Source organism: Cohnella algarum, assembly GCF_016937515.1.
GTDB lineage: Bacteria > Bacillota > Bacilli > Paenibacillales > Paenibacillaceae > Cohnella > Cohnella algarum.
The window spans coordinates 14,885-31,825 of sequence record NZ_JAFHKM010000002.1; the positions used below are offsets into that span (position 1 = coordinate 14,885).

Consider the following 16,941-nt stretch of genomic DNA (forward strand, 5'->3'; position numbering starts at 1 on the left):
GTAAATTCGAACGAGAAATATAATGTCGGAATTTTTTAATAATTGCTTACATTCTCATTGACAGTAAAAAACCGGCGCCTTTATAATCGGAGTGTAAAATACATCAACTGATTTATATTTACATTTAATTACTATATTTTTAAATCAGTTGGGAATCAATGAGAGAAAGGAGGTACACGATGCCGACGATCGGAGCCACGGGCATCATTTTGCTTGTCGCCATCGCCTTGCTGCTGTTCGGTCCGAAAAAATTGCCGGAGCTGGGCCGGGCCGTCGGGACGACGATCCGCGAATTCCGCAGCGGCAGCAAAGCGCTGCTTGCGGAAACGGACAAGCCCTCAGACCGGGACGAGAGCAAAAGCGGCAATTCCTGAACTCGAGACGGAACAAACTCAACCAAGGAGGGACTTTCATGAATCAGGAATACATCAGCAAACCGGAAAACCCGCAATCGAATTCGCCTGAGTCTCGGGCGCCATCGACAACGGAGAACCTGGCTCCCGAGGCGATCAGCCGCCGCAAAATGCTGCGCGTGCTTGGCCTGGGCGGAGCCATGCTGGCCGGAAGCGCCCTTCTGTCCAACTTCTCGTTCGCCGCTACCGAGGGTCAGGCCGAAGGCAAAGGCAGCGCCTCGCCGGACACGATGCTCCGGGTTTCGAGCGTCGACGAGCTGCTTGCCCTGCCGAACGGCCGGCTCAAGGACGGGACGCTGGCGTTCGTCGGCGGCTACCGGACGGCGGGCGACGGCGGAGCGAAGCTGATGCGCTGGGCGGCGGGCAGCGCGAAGGCCGACAACGGCGGAACGGTTCACCGGCCTCCGGGAGCGGACGGATGCTGGGAAATCGTCCACGACGGGGTCGGGGATTTTCGCTGGTTCGGGATATTCGGGCCGTCTCCGAACGCGGACGACGCGCTCGACGCGCTCGTCAACGATCCCTCCATTCATCGGGTAGAAGCGCATACCGATCTCAACTTCGTTCGCCGGCATACGTTCCGCCGCAGCGGCATCGAGCTGGATTTCGGCGGCCATCTGGTCACGACGGACGGAATCGAGCTCAATTCCCGCGACAACCCGTTCGGGGCGGTGCTGTTCTTCCAGGGCACGGCCGCGGGTCCGTCGCAGACCGTGACGCTCGGCTCCGACATTCCGGAAGGGAGCGACATTCTCGCGGTGAGCGACGCCTCGGCGTTTCAGGTCGAGGACTGGTGGATCGCCAAAGTGAACAACAATCCGGGCGGCGGCGCGCAGCGGGAGCTCGATTACCTGCTCAAGGTAACCGAGATCGTTTCGGCGAACCGCGTTCGCGTCAACTACAAGCTCGGCTGGACGCTTGCTGCCGGACGGACGATTACATATACGAAAATGAATCCGGTCTTCCGGTGCAACGTGCGGAACATGCGGTTTGCGGGCGTCCCCGTGCCGCCGACGACGTCCACGAGCGTGCGGCCCTTCGAGACGTGGGACCAGATCGGCTCCAATCCCGTCGCCTACGAATTCGCGGTCGAGTGCGACGTATCCGGCATCCGCGCGACAAAAGTATTTTGGCCGGTCATCCAGCGCCGCTACAATTCCCATTACATAACCGAACGGTGCGAGCTGATCAACCCCGAAGAACGGGATTGGGGCGGTACGGGCTACCTGACGCAGCAAATCAACGTGCTTTACGCCCACGTCCGGGACTGCAACACGAGCAACGCCAGGCACTTGAACGATTTTACGTGCGCCGCCTACAGCATGGTCGAAAACTGCCACGGCGACGGGGACGACTACGGCCCGTTCGTCACGCACGGCCAATACGAGCACGATCTCGTCTACATCGGCAATTCGGGCCTGATGTCGTTCGCGAACAGCGGCACGACCTGGGGCGACAGCGCCAAGCGGATCACCGTGAAGAAGCACATCGCCTCCCGGATTGTCGCGCACAAGATGCTGACGGATTTGACGCTGGAGGACTGCCACGCCGTCTACAAGGACGGACTCTCGAACTCCGGATCGATCTGGGCGAACGCCGACGGCCTGCAAATGCGGGGCTGCACGGCGGAGAGGATGCTGACGTTGTCCCGAAGCTCGTCCCGCTCCAAACGCCGAAACGTCATCGACGGCTGCTCGTTCGGCATGCTGAGCGGCTACGAGATCGCGCGGCCGGTGCGGAGCGCGGCGGTCGGCAATTTGCCCGTCAACGATGATGTGATGTTTACGGGTTGCGTGTTCAACAATGTCGAAGACGTCAACATCGGCAGCATCAATCGCCTGACGCTTATCAACACCTGGTTCAAGGGGGCGTCCCCGGCGACGGGCAAGGTTCGGGTAGGCAGCAAGGAAATCGTCATGCTCGGCGGCGGGTTTCAGGATTGCGGCTTCGTTCTGACCGGCGCTTGGGACAAGGCGGAAACCGGTGTCTACGCCCAGAGCGTCACGGTCGGCGGGGGGCGTCGTTCGGCGGAACGAACGGGGAACTGGCCTTCTTCAAAACGGTCGAGCCGGACAACGCCGTTTCGTTCAGCTTCGCCGACTGCAACAGCGAGGCCGCAAGCGGTCAGACGGCCCACTTTCATATCGAAGGAACGGGCCATCGCCTGCGCGCCGTCGGCGCCCGCTTCAAAGGCGGAAAATACGTTGCGGCAAACGGCGGCTTCGGAGGCACGAGCTACTTCTACATGGCGTCCTGCGTCGAGGAGAGCGTGGACAGAGCCTCCTTGCCGGACGAAACGAACGAAACGGTGAAGCACTCCTCGAGCAATCTGATTTTTTAGAAATACGCTGACGGCATCCTTGGAAAAACAAGAACTCCCGGGGATCTGCCGGATCGGCAGCCTGCGCGCGGCGGTGAAATGGGCAGCCACGGCTCAATTGGATCGTTTCCATGCATGCAGAGGCGGCAAGATGAGTCATTTTTACTCAACCGCGTACGGCTGGATGCGTTTGGCGGGTCAAGTTGAGTCGCCACGACGCAACCGGATCGTTTCCATGCATGCAGAAGCGGCAAGATGAGTCATTTTTACTCAACTGCGTACGGCTGGATGCGTTTGGCGGGTCAAGTTGAGTCGCCACGACTCAATTGGACCCGCGGGAGGCCGAGCCGACTTCCGGAGTAGACTGGGGAGATGCCTCTGAATACATGTACCGCTACCAGAGCGGTGCGTCTGAGCCCGGCAAGCTTGCCAGGCGCTTTCGCAGGATGCACGTTACTTTCCTTCTTACGAAAAAGAAGCGGCGGCGGACAACGGACGTTCATGTCCGGATCCGCCGCCGTTTTTGGGTTTAAAAACCGGCGCCCCAGGCGTACTTGCCTGGCATGCCCGGGAAAAGCAGATGCCGCCCGCCGTCCTCAGAGGTTCGCGATTTTCAGGCAAACGGGCTTGGCGATCTCGATCTGCGAGCCGACCGGCACGGGGATTCCCTGCTCGTTCAGCCGGAAGGCGACGATCGAGCCCGAATCCTGATTGGCGGCGAAAAGCCAGTCGTTTCCGACGACGGCGAAATTTCGCGGCATCCGGCCCCCGCACGGTACCTGTCCCTGCGCTTCGAGCGTTCCGTCCGCGGCGACGCGAAAGACGGCAATGCTGTCGTGTCCGCGATTGGATGCGTAAACCCGCGTGCCGGAGGCGTTCAAATGGATGTCCGCGCACGTGTTGTCCCCCGCAAAATCGGCCGGCAGCGTCGTCGTCGTTTGCAGCAGCGAAAGAGAGCCGTCGTCCGCCCGGTAACGCCATACCGACACCGCCGAGCTCAGCTCCTCGACCGAATATACGAGCGGAAGCTCCGGATGGAACGCCGCATGGCGCGGCCCCGCCCCCGGAGCGACCTCCGCTGCGCCGCGCAGCGTCAGCTTGCCCGTTTGCGCATCGAGGCGATAAACGTACAGTTTATCCGTTCCCAGGTCGGAAACGAGCCAATCGTCCGTTCCCGGAACGGCGAAAATCGAGTGCGGGTGCGGCGCCTCCTGACGATCCGCCCGAACGCCGCTTCCCTCGTGAGCGTGAAAATCGCTCATCTCGCCGATCTCTCCGTCCGCGCCGATCGGAAAGGCGAAGACGCTGCCGCCCGAATAATTGACGCCAAGGAGCCAGCGCCCCGTCCGATCCACCCCGATATGGCACGGGTCGGCTCCTTTCGTCGGTTGGCGGTTGATTTCCGTCATCGTTCGTTTTCGCCAATCGTACCGATAAGCCGCGACCGCTCCTTCCGCCGTCTCGCTGGCGGCAAAGAGCACGTTCAGCTTCGGATGCAGCGCCAAAAACGAAGGATTCGCCAGGCCTCCGGCACCTCCCGCCTTCGTCCAGCTTTCCGTTACCGCATCCCATTCGAACATTCCGATTCCTTCCGCCTCGGCAGTCGCGTATGTCCCCGCAAAAACGGCAATCCGGCCGCTGCTTTTTTCCGCCAAATCGATCTCCTCCCGCCTTGATCCCGCCAACGGGCGATCGGCAACCCTTTAGCCGCCCGTTCGCTATGAATACAAGTCTAGCGCCCGGAATCTTCCAGTTCAAGAGAAAAAAGCCGAGATAGCGTGAACAGGAAGATTTCATTAACGTTTTCATAGATTCGCGGCGGGCCCGGTCGGGTAAAAAAAGACAGAGAGGAACGAACCTTTCCCGTTCCGCTTCGGGAACCGGTCATGGACGGCTTAGCCGTCATTCCCTCCATTATCGGAGGGGCCGTTCTCGTTTTTCTGTCAGGCTTGTTCGGAAAGGCGCTTCGCAACGCAAACGAAGGGTTCATCGCAAGCTACATCGATAAAAAGGAGGCGTTTCACATGGCAGAACGTCAAAACAGCGGCAACGGACTGATGAAGGGCGCCGTTATCGGCGCGACGATCGGCGCGGCGGCGGCCTTGCTTTTGGCTCCGAAGGCGGGTCGCGAGCTTCGCGGGGATATCCGGGACACGTATATCCGGTCGAAGGACAAAACCAGGCAGCTCGCAAGCGAAGCCGGCGCGAAAACGCAGGAGGTCGCGCATCAGGTCGTCCGGCACGCGTCGGACCTCGCCGGCAAAACGCGCGCCGCCCTCCAATCCGCCAAGGATGATGCGCAAACCGCGATGGCGGAAGAGCAAAAACCGAACTGACGCCAAAAGCCGCTTCCCGCCCCCGGCGGGTGGCGGCTTTTGGCGTTCCCGCCCCTCCGCCGTCTGCGCGCCATGCAGCCCAACCATGCACCTGCTAGCCCGCCAAACCCGCCGCCCACTTGCCATGTAGTCCGTCATGTCCCCTTCTCGGCCGCCAAACCCGCCGCCGACTCGACATGTAGTCCATCCAATCCCCTTCCAGCCCACCAAACCAGCCGCCAACTCGCCATGTAGTCCGTCCTGTCCCCTTCTCGGCCGCCAAACCCGCCGCCGACTCGACATGTAGTCCATCCAATCCCCTTCTAGCCCACCAAACCAGCCGCCAACTCGCCATGTAGTCCGTCCTGTCCCCTTCTTTTCCCCCACACCGGCGCTAACCCGATCATTTAACTCCCCGAAACCTGCTGAGCGAAGGGGATATCGCGAAGAGGCGGTCTTTGCCCGGACGACAAGCCCCGCGCCTTCAACGTCCCCGCTCGCGTCCCGCTTCCCGCCGCAAACAAATGCCCTCTCGCGGCGGTGCCTTGCGAATGCAAAGGCTTTCTGCCGCGAGAGGGCGACGGTTTGCGAGTCTGCTGCGATGAATAGAAGCCGCATCACGAAGACGTTGCCGCGCCGTACAGCTCCGCGTCGCGTTCAAGCAGCGCGCGAAGATCGTTCGTCGCCGGGCGCAGGTTCAGCAGCCCCTTGACCGGAATGGACGGCATATCGTCCTTCTGGAATTCCTCGCCCGAAAGGCGATACCCGTATTCGCGCATCAGCTTGTACATCCGGCAAAAAAGATCGGCCGCGCCGACCGCATCCTCCTCGGAATCGAACTCGGCCAGACGATTGCCGAATCCGAGCGGATTCGAACGGGATTGGATGCCGAGGTGGTACGATTCTTGCTGTTGACGGACGAGAATGTCGCAGCCGAAGCAATCGAGCTGGTAGATGACAGTCATCGCGTCCACCGCCTTTTTAAGAGAATGTGTTGCGTATTCTCTATTACCCTGTCGGCGGAAATCGAAACAAGCCCCTTGCCGGGATTCGGCGGCTCCCGTCCATCCTCGCCCGCCCTCGTCCGTCCTCACCCGTCCGGCGCTTCTCCGCCGGCGGAAAGCCACTTCTTCAGCTGATCGATCGCGCGCCGCTGAATGCGGGACACGCTCATTTGGGAGACGCCCAATTGCTCGGCCACGAATCGCTGGGAGTAGCCCTGCTCGTATAATAGCAGAAGCACCTTCCGCTCTTCGGGCTTCAGCCGGTCCATCGCCTTGTCCAGCACCAGCTTGCGGTCGACTTCCGCGTAGTCGTCGGACGGCACGCCGATCATCTCGCCCAGCGTCGCGCCGTTTTCGTCGTCGGATACCGGCGTATCCAGCGAAACGTAATGGTACAGCTCCCGTCCGGCCAGCACTTCCAACGTCTCCTCCAGGCTCATGTCCATGCGCTCGGCAATTTCCGGAACGCTCGGCGAGCGCTCCAGCTCCATCGTCAGCTCGTCGATCGCGCGCTGCAGATTGAGCCCTTTTTCCTTGATTCTGCGCGGCACCTGGACATACCACGACTTGTCCCGCAAATAATTTTTCATCTGGCCGACCATGCTCTTCATCGCGTAAGGCTCGAAGGGCATGCCAAAGCCCGGATCGAACTGCTTGAGCAGCCGGAACAGCGACATCCGCCCCACCTGAATGAGATCCTCCTGAAGATCCGGTCGGTTGCGGGATATTTTATGGGCGGCCATGCGGACGAGCGGATCGTACTCGCGCACCAGTTCGTCCGCAAGTTCCCTGGAGTCGGTTTGCTGATAGCGGAATATTTTCTCCATCGCGTCGTCGGGCAGACGCGCGTTTGGAGTTACGCTCATACGGTTTCGGCCCTTGCCGCGTTTCGTTTTTTGGTCAAGGTGACGACCGTTCCGAAATCCTGCCGCACTTCCACCTCATCCATTAAAGCTTGCATGAGATAAAGTCCCAATCCGCCCGACTGGATTTCCTCGATGGACTTCCCGTGGAGGTTGGAAGTGCGCATGTCCCCGGCAGGCTCGAAGCTGGCGCCGTTATCGCGAACGACGATTTGCAAATGCTCCTCTGCTGTATGAAAATCGAGCTGGATCGTACCCTGGCGCCCATCGGAATAGGCGTGCAGCACGACGTTGTTGCAGGCTTCGGACACCGCCACCTTCATATCCTCGATATCTTCGTAGGAAAAATCGAGCTTGGCGGCGATACCGTACAGCGTCAAACGAACCAAATCCACGAACTCGGGCTTGGCCGGTACCGTCAGCGTCACAAGCGCATCGTTCATCATCGCTTCGTTCTCACCATTCCTTTTCATCGTCCGTTAATTTCGTTCGGTGCCTTCGGCCGTTGCCGCGGCGGTCAAGAAAGAGGTCATCCCGGTAATATCGAAAAGCTTGAGAATGTGCGCGGGGACTTCCTCCACCCCGAACGCCGCTCCGCGCGCATGGCGCGCCTTGACGATGCCGATCAGGATTCCGATGCCGGTGCTGTCGATATACTTCAGCTCCCGCAAATTCAACGTCAATCTGCGATCCGCAAGCGGGAGAAGCGGCTCCATCGCCGCCCGCATCCGCGAAGCGACTTCCAGATCCAATTCGCCCGCTAGGAAAACGACGGTTTCCGCCGCGCGGCTTTCCGTCCGGAAACTCAATTTATCGGTTGGCATGCGAATCCCCTTTCTGCAAACAAGATCGGTATTCCTTACCCTTATCCGCATCGTTTGAAACGTTTCGGTCCGAAACGTTACCCGATTTTCCGATACACGCGGAATTCGTCGTTCCACGTCTCGTATTTGTCCTCGTATTTCGTAAACGAAATCGATTCCTTTCCGCCGAGAATGAGGAAGCCTCCGTCCGCCAAACTTTCGTACAGCAATCGGTGGACGCGGTTGCGAAGCTCCGGATTAAAATAAATCATGACGTTTCGGCAAAAAATCGCATGGAATTCGTTAAACGAGCGGTCGGTCACGAGATTGTGCTCGGCGAATACGATCCTTTCGTTCAAACGGCGCTTCAGCGTGAACCCGTCCTCCGGATCGCCGTCGACATACAACGCAAAATCGGCTTTTCCCCCGGACCTTTCGTAATTTTTCCTGTACTGCTCGTAACGGTCGCACGGGACGAGCCGGTCGCGGGCCGTTTTTAACGCCGCATGGTTGATGTCGGTAGCGTAAATGCGCGATTTGCTCAAAATGCCTTCTTCCTCCAGCAAAATCGCCATCGAATACGCCTCCTCGCCGGAAGCGCAGCCGGCGTGCCAAATTCGCGCAAAGGGGAGGCGGCCAAGCGCCGGAGCCAGTTTTTCCCGAATATACGCGAAAAGCCCCGGATCCCGAAACAGTTCCGTCACCGGAATGACCAGATCGGAAAGCAACCGGTCGAACGCCTCCCGATCGTGCAGCACTCTTTCCTGTAGCGCGGAGACCGTATTCAGTCGTTCCAGGCCGATCCGGTGCCAAATGCGCCTGCGCAGCGACGGAAACGCATAATGGCGAAAATCGTAGCCGTACGCGCGAAACAGGCCCTCCAGCAGCAGTTCGATTTCCAGCTTTTCCAATTGTTCGTCATATTCGGGCGCTATCCATGCTTCGTTCATCGGGACAACCACACTTTCAGCAGGGACAATAATTGTTGAATTTGGACCGGCTTCGCCAGGTAATCGGAAGCTCCGGCTTCCAGACACTTGTTCCGGTCATCCTTCATCGCCTTCGCCGTCAGCGCGATGACGGGCAGCCCGCTCCATTTCGGATGCCGGCGAATGCTCGCCATCGCTTCGTACCCGTCCATCTCCGGCATCATCACGTCCATCAGCACGATATCGACGGACGGCCCGGTTTCCAGCAGCTCCAGCGCGGCGCGGCCGTTTTCCGCGGACAACACGTTGAGCCGGTGATGCTCGAGCAGGCTGGTCAGCGAATACAGATTGCGCTCGTCGTCGTCGACAAGCAGCACCGTTTTTCCGACAAATGCGGAATCCCCGGCATGTTTGCGCGCGGCGTCCGCCCGTTCCTCCTGCGGTTCGTCGGGCTGCGGCCCGGAATCGCGGCCAGCCGGCAGCGTTTCGGGTTCGCTCTCCGATCCGGAACGCTCCCGCCCCGCTTCGGGCTCGGACGGCGTCTCCGGCTTCCCGGCGCCCGGTTCCGCCGCCGCGGCGACAAAGGCAATGTTCGAATCGAGCAAGCTGTCCGAAATAGCCGTCTCCTGCCGTTCGGGACAGCGCTCCGGCAAAATCAGCGTAAAGACGCTGCCGCGGCCCGGCTCGCTCTCGAGCCGAATCGATCCGCCGAGCAAAACGGCCAGCTCCTTGCTGATCGTCAACCCCAGGCCGGTGCCGCCGAATTTCCGGCTCGTCGTCCCGTCCGCCTGGCGAAACGCTTCGAAAACAAGCTCGCGTTTGTCTTCCGGAATGCCGACGCCGGAATCCTCGACCGCGAACGCGACGAACGGTCCTTCGGACCGGACCGCTTCCTCCGCCTCCGCCGGTTCGCACCTGCGGATATGAAGCCGGATGAAGCCGGACGGGGTGAACTTGAGCGCGTTGGAGAGCAAATTGCGCAAAATTTGCTTCAGCCGATGGCCGTCCGTATACAGCACGGAAGGGACGTCGTCGTCGGTGAGGACGGCAAATTCGAGCCCTTTTTTCGCCGCGATCGATTCGTACGTATGCCTGAGATTCGTCGTAATATCCTCCAGCAGCGTCGGCTCGGGCTGAACGTCCATCTTGCCGGCGTCGACTTTGGCCAAATCGAGAATTTCGTCGATCATTTTCAGCAAATCGTTGCTGGACGAGTGGATCGTCTGGATGAAGTTGAGCTGTTTGTCGGTCAGATTGCCCTCGTTGTTCTCCTCCAAAAACTGCGCCAAAATGATCATGCTGTTTAGCGGCGTCCGCAGCTCGTGCGACATGTTCGCCAAAAACTCGGATTTGTATTGCGACGCCAGCGCAAGCTGGAGCGCCTGGCGCTCCAGTTCCGCGTTCGCCTTCGCGACCTCGCGGCTTTTGCTTTCGGTCTGCCGGTTTTGCTCCTCGAGAGCCAGCGTTTTGACGGTCAGCTCCTGATTCGTATGCTCCAGTTCCTCCTGCTGCCGCTGCAGCCGCTCCTCCGAGCGCTTCAGCCGTGTCGTGTGCCCCTCCAGCTTTTCGTTCGTTTGCCGAAGCTCCTCCTGCTGGGAAATCAGCTCCTCCGACTGGGCCTGAAGCTCCTCGGCCAGCGCCTGGGACTCCCGGAGCAGCTCCTCCACTCGCTGGCGCGAACGAATATTGGCCACGATGTAGGCGAATTTTTCGCAAAGCTTCTCCAGTAAATCCCGCTCGCTCATGGCCGCTGGGCGCAAGTAAGCCAATTCGATGACGCCGATCGGCTGCCGGTTGAACAGGATCGGATGCAGGAGCAGTTGAACGGGCTCGGCTTCTCCCAATCCCGAGCGAATGCGCACGTACCCGCTCGGCACCGGCTCGACCGCGATCGGCTTGCCCGACATGACGGCTTGTCCGAGCAAGCCTTCTCCCGTGCGGAACGCGAAGTCCTTCGCGACCGGCTCGGCGTCCGGATCGTTCAGCGCGTAAGCTCCCGCCAGCGAATAAAGGCCGCCGCCAGCTTCCTCCCGCAAATAAACGGCGCCGTAAGACGCCCCCAGAACGGGCGCGAACTCATGGATAAACGATTGGGCGACCGACCTGGCATCCGAAAAGTCCTTGAGCAGCTCCGTCGTGCGGGCCAATTGGCCGTCGAGCCAAGCCTGCTGCTCTTTGGCTTCCGCGTACAGCCGCTCCCGGTCTTTCTGAATTTGCAGGTCCATGGCGATGCGCTTGAACAGCTGCGCAAGCTCTCCCAGCTCGTCGTTTCTTTTGATTTCGATTCGCGAGAACCCCCGAAGCCGGCCTTGCCCGAACTTGCGGGCCATCAGGCCAAGCAAATTCAAGCCCCTCGTAATCTGCGGGAAAATCCACAGCATGACGCCAAAGCCCGCGAGGATGCCGGCGACCGTCAAGCCGCCCACCAGCCGGATGGAGTCGTTGTACAGCTCTTCCGTCCGCGCCTGTTCTTCCTCCATCGTCATCTGCTCGAACGTGACGAGCGAATCGAGCGATTTCACGACGTTTTCCTGAAGGAGCCTGCCCTGGCTTTTTTGCAAGGATAACGCTTCCTCGTATTGGCCCTGATCGACAAGCAAAGCGAACCGCTTCAAAAAATCGACGTACCGGCCGCTTTCATGGCTTACCGCGTCCACGAGCTGCCGCTCCTCCGGGCTGAACGACTTGCCGCGAAACGCTTCCAGCTCCGCGGAGTAGGTTTCCGTCTGCCGGTTAAGCTCCTCGACCGCGTACACGTCGCTGTCCAGCATGTTGAGCAGAACGTTGTTGACCGAATTGCCGGCGGAGTCGATGCCGCTGCGCAAGTCGATCGCATCGCGGACTTTGATGAATTGATCGTCGTAAAATCGGACCAGCCGGTCGTTCATCCGGCTCAGCCGGTCGTAACCGAACGATGTGATTCCGACGAGCAGGACGAGCAAAATGCCGAACCCGACGATGAGCCTCGTTTTGATTTTCACGCTGTCTCGGCCACCCCTTTCACGTCCACGCGCACGAGACAGCGGTCGTCGGGACGCTTGTCCAGCGAACCCAGCACGAGCAGCTCTTCGAGCGCTTCCTCATCCTCGCCGGACCGTGCGAGCCGCTCGATCAGGGCGTTCGTCTTCTCCTCCGCATCCCCGGGAAACAAATCCATCAGTCCGTCGGTATACAAGTAAATCGTATCTCCGGGCTCCAGCCGCACCTTTTCGGAACGGATAGCCAAATTCTCGAAAACGCCTACGGGGGGACAAGTCGCCCCGAGCCGCTCCACTCTCCTGCCTCCGCGGCGAACGACGAGTCCGGGGGGATGCCCCGCATTCACGCATTCGACCGTTCCTTCCCTCAAGTCGATCCACGCGCAAATGCCGGTGCTGTAGTATTGAACGAGCTCGTTCCCGTACCGAAGCTGCATCAGCCGGCGATTCGCTTCCCCGACGATCCGCTCGGGACGGATTTGGGCATGCATCGCTTCCTTCAAAACGGACGCGGTGAACATGCTGATTAGCGACGAGGAAATGCCGTGCCCCATCGCATCCATCACCGCGATCATGACCCGGTGAGAGTCCAGGACGTGCCACGCGTACAAATCGCCCGCCAGCTCCTCCGACGCGCGAAAATACGACCGGATCCGGTACGCTTCCTCGTCGACGCCGGCCGGAAACACCGCTTCCTGCACCTGCCGGGCCAAATTCAGCTCCTCCCGCAGGCGCAAATCCCGCTCCTTGTGCCAATCGAGCTCCCGCTTCAGCCGGAGCGCCGAGCGAATCCGCGCCAGCAGCTCGATTTTATTGATCGGCTTGGTGACGTAATCGTTCGCCCCCGCGTCCAAAGCCTCCGCCAGCTTTCGCGAATCGCCGATCGCCGTCACGATGATGACCGGGATGTCGCGCAGCCGTTCGTCGCTTTGCAGCATGCGGCAGGCCTCGATTCCGTCGACGGCCGGCATCATCAAATCCAGCAGGATCAAGTCGATCGAACGCGGCGGCGCGCCTCCTTCTTCAGGGGTGCCGCGCAGGATCCGCAGCATCTCCTCGGCCGACTGCGCGCATTCCACTTCCTCGTATCCGGAACGCTTCAGCATTTCTTCTACGACCATCACATTCATCGGGTTATCGTCGACGACCAATATGCTCATAAGAGTTTTCGGCTCCTCTTTGCTTTTGTCCATTGTAACATGACCATGATACCGACCGTTATATCGACCGCGATATCGCAACGTGCGCGGGGCAGTCCGCTTCATCCATGCGCAACGGCACACGGCAATAAGGAATGGGCGCTGGGCGCTCCATTCCTTGCTCCCGTGTGCCGGCGCCGGCTATGCCGGGTCAACGTTTCGCCATAACGAGCACTTTGCCCCGGTCCAGTTCGGCTTCGACCCGGTCGGCTTCCATGCTGTCGAAGCCCATCGCCTCGATTTTGCTGCGAAGCTCGTCGCCCCGGGACCGGAACAAATTGGCCACGGATTGAAGCACGCCTTCCTCCGAGGCTCCGATCGTGTTCGCGTCCGCGGCGTTCGCCAGCCGGTCCGTCCGCTCCGTCTCGTGCGCCAGCACGTAAATTTCTTCTCCCGCGTACCCTTGGCGCCGCAGCTCGTTGACGGCGTCAAACGCCTCAAGCCCGTTATCCACCAGTTTCGCATAAGCTTTCATGTCGCTTCCTCCTTTGCATCCTGATTGGCTTCATTCTTTTACTACCCGCTTGTCCTTGCCTTGAAACAATTCCGCCGCCTGCTTGATCGTGCCGGCCGCCTTCGCTCCGAGCTGCGCCCATTCCATCCACCGCCCCCGCCGTCGGGCCGTCGTTCGATCGCGGCCGCCTGCCTCCGAACGGCGCCCGACAAGCTGGCGGCGATTTGCCTGGCCGCGTCGGTCGTCTCCCGCACCGCCGCTCCGGCGTCGCGGGCCGCGCGGAACAAGCCGTCGGCGGAATGAAGCTTATTTCGGATGTCGGCGGAAATTTCGTTCGCGTTTTCGGCAAGCCGCTCTACTTTTCCTTGCAGGGCTTCGATCGTTTCGTCCGCTTGTTTCAGCGTCGTTTTCGCGGATTCGAGCGTCTGCCTGGCCGCAAGCAGCGTTTTGATCAATACCAGACTCAACGCAGCGAAGCTCAGGGCGACCAGCGCGGCGCTCAACGCATATACGATTTGGGTATTCATCGCGCTCTCTCCTTTTCTTCCTTTTCTTTTCGGGTGCGTGGTACGTGCGTTACGGGCGTCGGAACGCCTTACGATCGGATTACCCCCTTTCGAAAAAATGAAAACGGCGAGCCGGGATGTTTCAGCCGCTCGCCATGCCGGGTACATATTCGTTATCGAGGTCCGAAAGGCCTAAACGGCAGGCCGGACCGAAACGCAAAGGAGGAATTCATCATGCTGTATTGGGCTTTCGTCTTTTTGATCATCGCCATTGTCGCCGCCATCTTCGGATTCGGAGGCATCGTCGCCGCAGCGACCGGAATCGCGAAAGTGCTGTTTGTCGTCTTTCTCGTACTGTTCGTTCTATCGCTTATTTTCGGCAGACGCCGCAACGTCTGATCGGTTACCCTACTTTTCCCGGAGGTGCTTCAATTGAACAAGAAGTCGTTGCAAATCGGATATATCAGCACGTACGTGCCGAAAAAATGCGGCCTAGCCACCTATACGCATCATTTGAGGGAAGCGGTCGCCTCCGCGAAGGGGGCGGCTTCCTTCGATCCGGTCGTCGCGATGTGCGAGCCGGAGGAAGCTTCCCTTTACGGGGAACCCTATCATTTCCCGCTCGTCAAGAACGACAAGGAAGCGTATCGCCGCATGGCCGATGCGATCAACCGCAGCCCGGTCCATGTCGTTTCGCTGCAGCACGAATTCGGCATTTTCGGCGGAGACGCCGGCCGCTATGCGATCGAGCTGCTGGAACGGTTGAAAAAGCCGGTCGTCACGACCTTCCATACGGTATTCGAAAAGCCCGCCGAGCCCTATGCGTCGGTTCAAGCGGCCATTGCCGAGCGGAGCGATTACATCCATGTCATGAACCGCCGGGCGATCGGATACCTTCACGACCATTTCGGCATTCCGCTGCAGAAAATTTCGTTCATCCCTCACGGAACCCCGGTTCCGAACGGCAAAGAACGCAGCGCGACCCGCAAAGCTTACGGCTGGGACAACCGCAAGGTGCTGTTTCAGTTCGGTTTGCTCAGCCGCGGCAAAGGGGTGGAGTCGCTTCTTAAAGCCGTCGCGCCGGCGGTCCGGGCGGTGCCGGACCTGCTGTATGTGATCGCGGGGCAAACCCATCCGGAAGTCCGCAAACGCGAAGGCGAGGCGTACCGGGAGGAACTGAAAGCGATGATTCGGGAGCTCGGCCTGACGCATCATGTCCGCATGGTCGACCGGTACTTGCCGGAGGACGAGCTGGCGGCGCTCATTTCCGCCTGCGATCTCTATGCGACCCCGTATCCGGGCATGCAGCAAATTACGAGCGGAACGCTCGCGTACGCCGCCGGGCTCGGACGCCCGATTTTAAGCACGCCGTACGATTATGCCGTCGACCTTGTCCAGGGTTACGAGGGTCTTCTTCTTCCTTACGGGGATACGGATGCCTGGAGCACCAGAATCATCGAGCTGTTCACCTATCCGGAGCTGCTCGCGGAATGCGAGAAATGGATGACGGACATCGGCCGCAGCATGCAGTGGCCTCAGGCGGGGGCGCAATATTTGGAACTGCTCGAAAAAGCGGCGGCAAAAAAATCGTGGAGCATGGCCGATGTCGGCTGAATCCGCGAAAAAACCGGCTTATGCGGCTCCGTCCTTCCGCCACCTGAGCCGCATGACCGACGACACCGGGCTGATCGAGCATGCGTTAGGCCGCATCCCGCGGCGCGCCGAAGGCTATACGACCGACGACAACGCCCGCGCCTTGTGGGTCGTGTCGGAGTGGCTCGCTCCGTCGCGCGCGAAGCTGCTCGCTCCCGGCGACCTCGAAAAGCTGACGCAGCTTGCCGATATTTATTTGGCCTTCTTGGTTTGGTGCCAGCGGGAGGACGGCTGGTTCCACAACAACGTCGCCTACGACCGGACCCCGGAGCCCGAGAACGTATCCTACGATTGTCAGGGACGTTCCATCCTGGGGTGCGCCTGCGCCTGGACGAGCCTGCCCGAGGGCCGGCGCGAAGCCGCGTTCGCGCTTCTGGATCGGGCGCTCCCGACGATCGACCGGATCGATTCCGTTCGCGGGCGCGCGTTCGCCTTGGCCGCTTGCGCGCATTTGCTGGAATCGGAAGCGCGGGGCCGCATTCGGCTGCCCGAAGGCTGGGCGGAGCGGCTGCGGGAGCAGGTGCTGAAGCAGGAGGAAGCGCTCGTCCTCTCGTACATTCGGCATTCGGACGAGCGCTGGCATTGGTTCGAGCCCGCGATGACGTACGGCAACGGCGTGCTTCCTTGGTCGCTTCTGAAAGCTTTTCGGATCACGCATCGTGCGAAAACGCTGGAAATCGGCCTGACCAGCCTGCACGCGCTTCATCGGGCGATGGCTTCGGAGAGCGGCTGGTACCGTCCGATCGGCAACGAAAGCTGGCACTCGCCGGAGGCCAGCAGCCGCTGGGACCAGCAGCCGCTGGAAATGTTCAAGCTTGCGCTGGCGCTGGACGAGGCGGCCTCCGTGCTCGCCCTGAGCGAAACGAGCGCCGCATTGGGGGCGACCGGTTCGGACGCCTGGCTTTCGCCGGATCGGACCGAAGCCTCGCGGACGTTGTACGGGGCGGCGCCGGATGCGCCGGACGGTTCGCCCGCCGCGAGGGGCCGCGGGGCCGCGTTCTCGTTGGGCGAAGCCGATGCGGCGCTGGCGCCGATTCGCGCGGGCGAGGCCGCGGCGGCGGATCGGGCACGTCCGGCGCTGGCGCCGATTCGCCGGAAAAGCGCGATCGAGGCCTACGGCGCCGAGGCGGCCGCCGCCCGATCCGAGAGCGGCGCGCCCCCGTTCGGACGCGCGCAGGACAACCGCAACCGCATCATGGATGCGGTTCGGGCGCTCTCTTCCGCCGCGGCCGCCGGCGAGCGGGCGGCGGATCGACGCGGGACGGCCCCGCCTTCCGCAGGCCTGGACGGACATGCCGAGGCGCTGCGGAAATTGCGCGATCGCTGCCTCGCCTGGTTTTACGGCGACAACGATCTGCACGTGCCGATGATCGACCCGGCGGAAGGGGCGTGCTTCGACGGCCTGCAATTGCACGGCCCCAATATGAACTGCGGCGCGGAGGCGACGATCTCGTACTTGATGACCGAAGCGTTATGCTGCCGCCGCGGGTAAGCGAAATCGTTT

General features: G+C 60.7%; 16 protein-coding genes. 6 read left to right on the top strand and 10 right to left on the bottom strand.

Annotated elements, in window-relative coordinates:
• The first annotated feature begins 179 nt into the window (after positions 1 to 179).
• Together tatA and JW799_RS00155 are read left to right on the top strand one after the other, a co-directional pair.
• Positions 180 to 374 carry a twin-arginine translocase TatA/TatE family subunit gene (tatA, locus tag JW799_RS00150; protein WP_205428171.1) on the top strand — a complete coding sequence of 65 codons (195 nt, stop codon included), beginning with the start codon at positions 180 to 182 and terminating at the stop codon, positions 372 to 374.
• Positions 375 to 412: 38 nt separating this feature from the next.
• Positions 413 to 2,725 (top strand): hypothetical protein, encoded by a 2,313-nt coding sequence (locus JW799_RS00155; protein ID WP_205428172.1) that lies wholly within the window; start codon positions 413 to 415, stop codon positions 2,723 to 2,725.
• A gap of 604 nt (positions 2,726 to 3,329) precedes the next feature.
• Here JW799_RS00155 and JW799_RS00160 read toward each other — a convergent pair.
• The gene (locus JW799_RS00160; protein ID WP_205428173.1) at positions 3,330 to 4,388 is read right to left on the bottom strand and encodes a lactonase family protein; all 1,059 of its coding nucleotides are present in this window, start codon (positions 4,386 to 4,388) and stop codon (positions 3,330 to 3,332) included.
• A 369-nt stretch (positions 4,389 to 4,757) separates the two neighbouring features.
• On the opposite strand from JW799_RS00160, the gene JW799_RS00165 reads away from it, so the two are divergent.
• Positions 4,758 to 5,069, top strand: a complete 312-nt coding sequence (locus JW799_RS00165; RefSeq protein ID WP_205428174.1) for a YtxH domain-containing protein — start codon at positions 4,758 to 4,760, stop codon at positions 5,067 to 5,069.
• 596 nt (positions 5,070 to 5,665) lie between these two features.
• Here JW799_RS00165 and JW799_RS00170 read toward each other — a convergent pair.
• The 9 genes from JW799_RS00170 to JW799_RS00210 form a co-directional block, all read right to left on the bottom strand.
• A complete protein-coding gene (locus JW799_RS00170) occupies positions 5,666 to 6,013 on the bottom strand; it encodes a hypothetical protein (protein WP_205428175.1) in 348 nt (115 codons plus the stop codon).
• A 125-nt stretch (positions 6,014 to 6,138) separates the two neighbouring features.
• Entirely contained in the window at positions 6,139 to 6,918 is a 780-nt protein-coding gene (locus JW799_RS00175) for a sigma-70 family RNA polymerase sigma factor (RefSeq protein ID WP_080836804.1), read from the bottom strand.
• Positions 6,915 to 7,388, bottom strand: a complete 474-nt coding sequence (gene rsbW, locus JW799_RS00180) for an anti-sigma B factor RsbW (protein WP_240353104.1) — start codon at positions 7,386 to 7,388, stop codon at positions 6,915 to 6,917. Before rsbW ends, JW799_RS00175 begins: the two co-directional genes overlap by 4 nt.
• Before the next feature lie 6 nt (positions 7,389 to 7,394).
• A complete protein-coding gene (locus JW799_RS00185) occupies positions 7,395 to 7,739 on the bottom strand; it encodes an STAS domain-containing protein (RefSeq protein ID WP_205428176.1) in 345 nt (114 codons plus the stop codon).
• Between the two features lie 77 nt (positions 7,740 to 7,816).
• Complete coding sequence (locus tag JW799_RS00190) at positions 7,817 to 8,668, bottom strand: CheR family methyltransferase (protein WP_205428177.1); 852 nt, start codon at positions 8,666 to 8,668, stop codon at positions 7,817 to 7,819.
• Positions 8,665 to 11,628 (bottom strand): response regulator, encoded by a 2,964-nt coding sequence (locus JW799_RS00195; protein WP_205428178.1) that lies wholly within the window; start codon positions 11,626 to 11,628, stop codon positions 8,665 to 8,667. The genes JW799_RS00190 and JW799_RS00195 overlap by 4 nt, the downstream gene beginning before the upstream one ends.
• On the bottom strand, positions 11,625 to 12,785 hold the full coding sequence (locus JW799_RS00200; protein ID WP_205428179.1) for a PP2C family protein-serine/threonine phosphatase: 1,161 nt from the start codon (positions 12,783 to 12,785) through the stop codon (positions 11,625 to 11,627). The genes JW799_RS00195 and JW799_RS00200 overlap by 4 nt, the downstream gene beginning before the upstream one ends.
• 190 nt (positions 12,786 to 12,975) lie before the next feature.
• On the bottom strand, positions 12,976 to 13,299 hold the full coding sequence (locus tag JW799_RS00205; protein ID WP_080836796.1) for a YflT domain-containing protein: 324 nt from the start codon (positions 13,297 to 13,299) through the stop codon (positions 12,976 to 12,978).
• Positions 13,300 to 13,340: 41 nt separating this feature from the next.
• On the bottom strand, positions 13,341 to 13,805 hold the full coding sequence (locus JW799_RS00210; RefSeq protein WP_205428180.1) for a DUF948 domain-containing protein: 465 nt from the start codon (positions 13,803 to 13,805) through the stop codon (positions 13,341 to 13,343).
• Between the two features lie 213 nt (positions 13,806 to 14,018).
• Between JW799_RS00210 and JW799_RS00215 the strand changes: the two genes are divergently transcribed.
• The 3 genes from JW799_RS00215 to JW799_RS00225 are packed head-to-tail and all read left to right on the top strand — an operon-like array spanning position 14,019 to position 16,929.
• Complete coding sequence (locus JW799_RS00215; protein ID WP_080840861.1) at positions 14,019 to 14,183, top strand: DUF1328 domain-containing protein; 165 nt, start codon at positions 14,019 to 14,021, stop codon at positions 14,181 to 14,183.
• Between the two features lie 33 nt (positions 14,184 to 14,216).
• A complete protein-coding gene (locus JW799_RS00220) occupies positions 14,217 to 15,398 on the top strand; it encodes a glycosyltransferase family 4 protein (protein WP_080836790.1) in 1,182 nt (393 codons plus the stop codon).
• Positions 15,388 to 16,929, top strand: a complete 1,542-nt coding sequence (locus JW799_RS00225) for a hypothetical protein (RefSeq protein ID WP_205428181.1) — start codon at positions 15,388 to 15,390, stop codon at positions 16,927 to 16,929. The genes JW799_RS00220 and JW799_RS00225 overlap by 11 nt, the downstream gene beginning before the upstream one ends.
• The last annotated feature ends 12 nt before the right edge of the window (positions 16,930 to 16,941 follow it).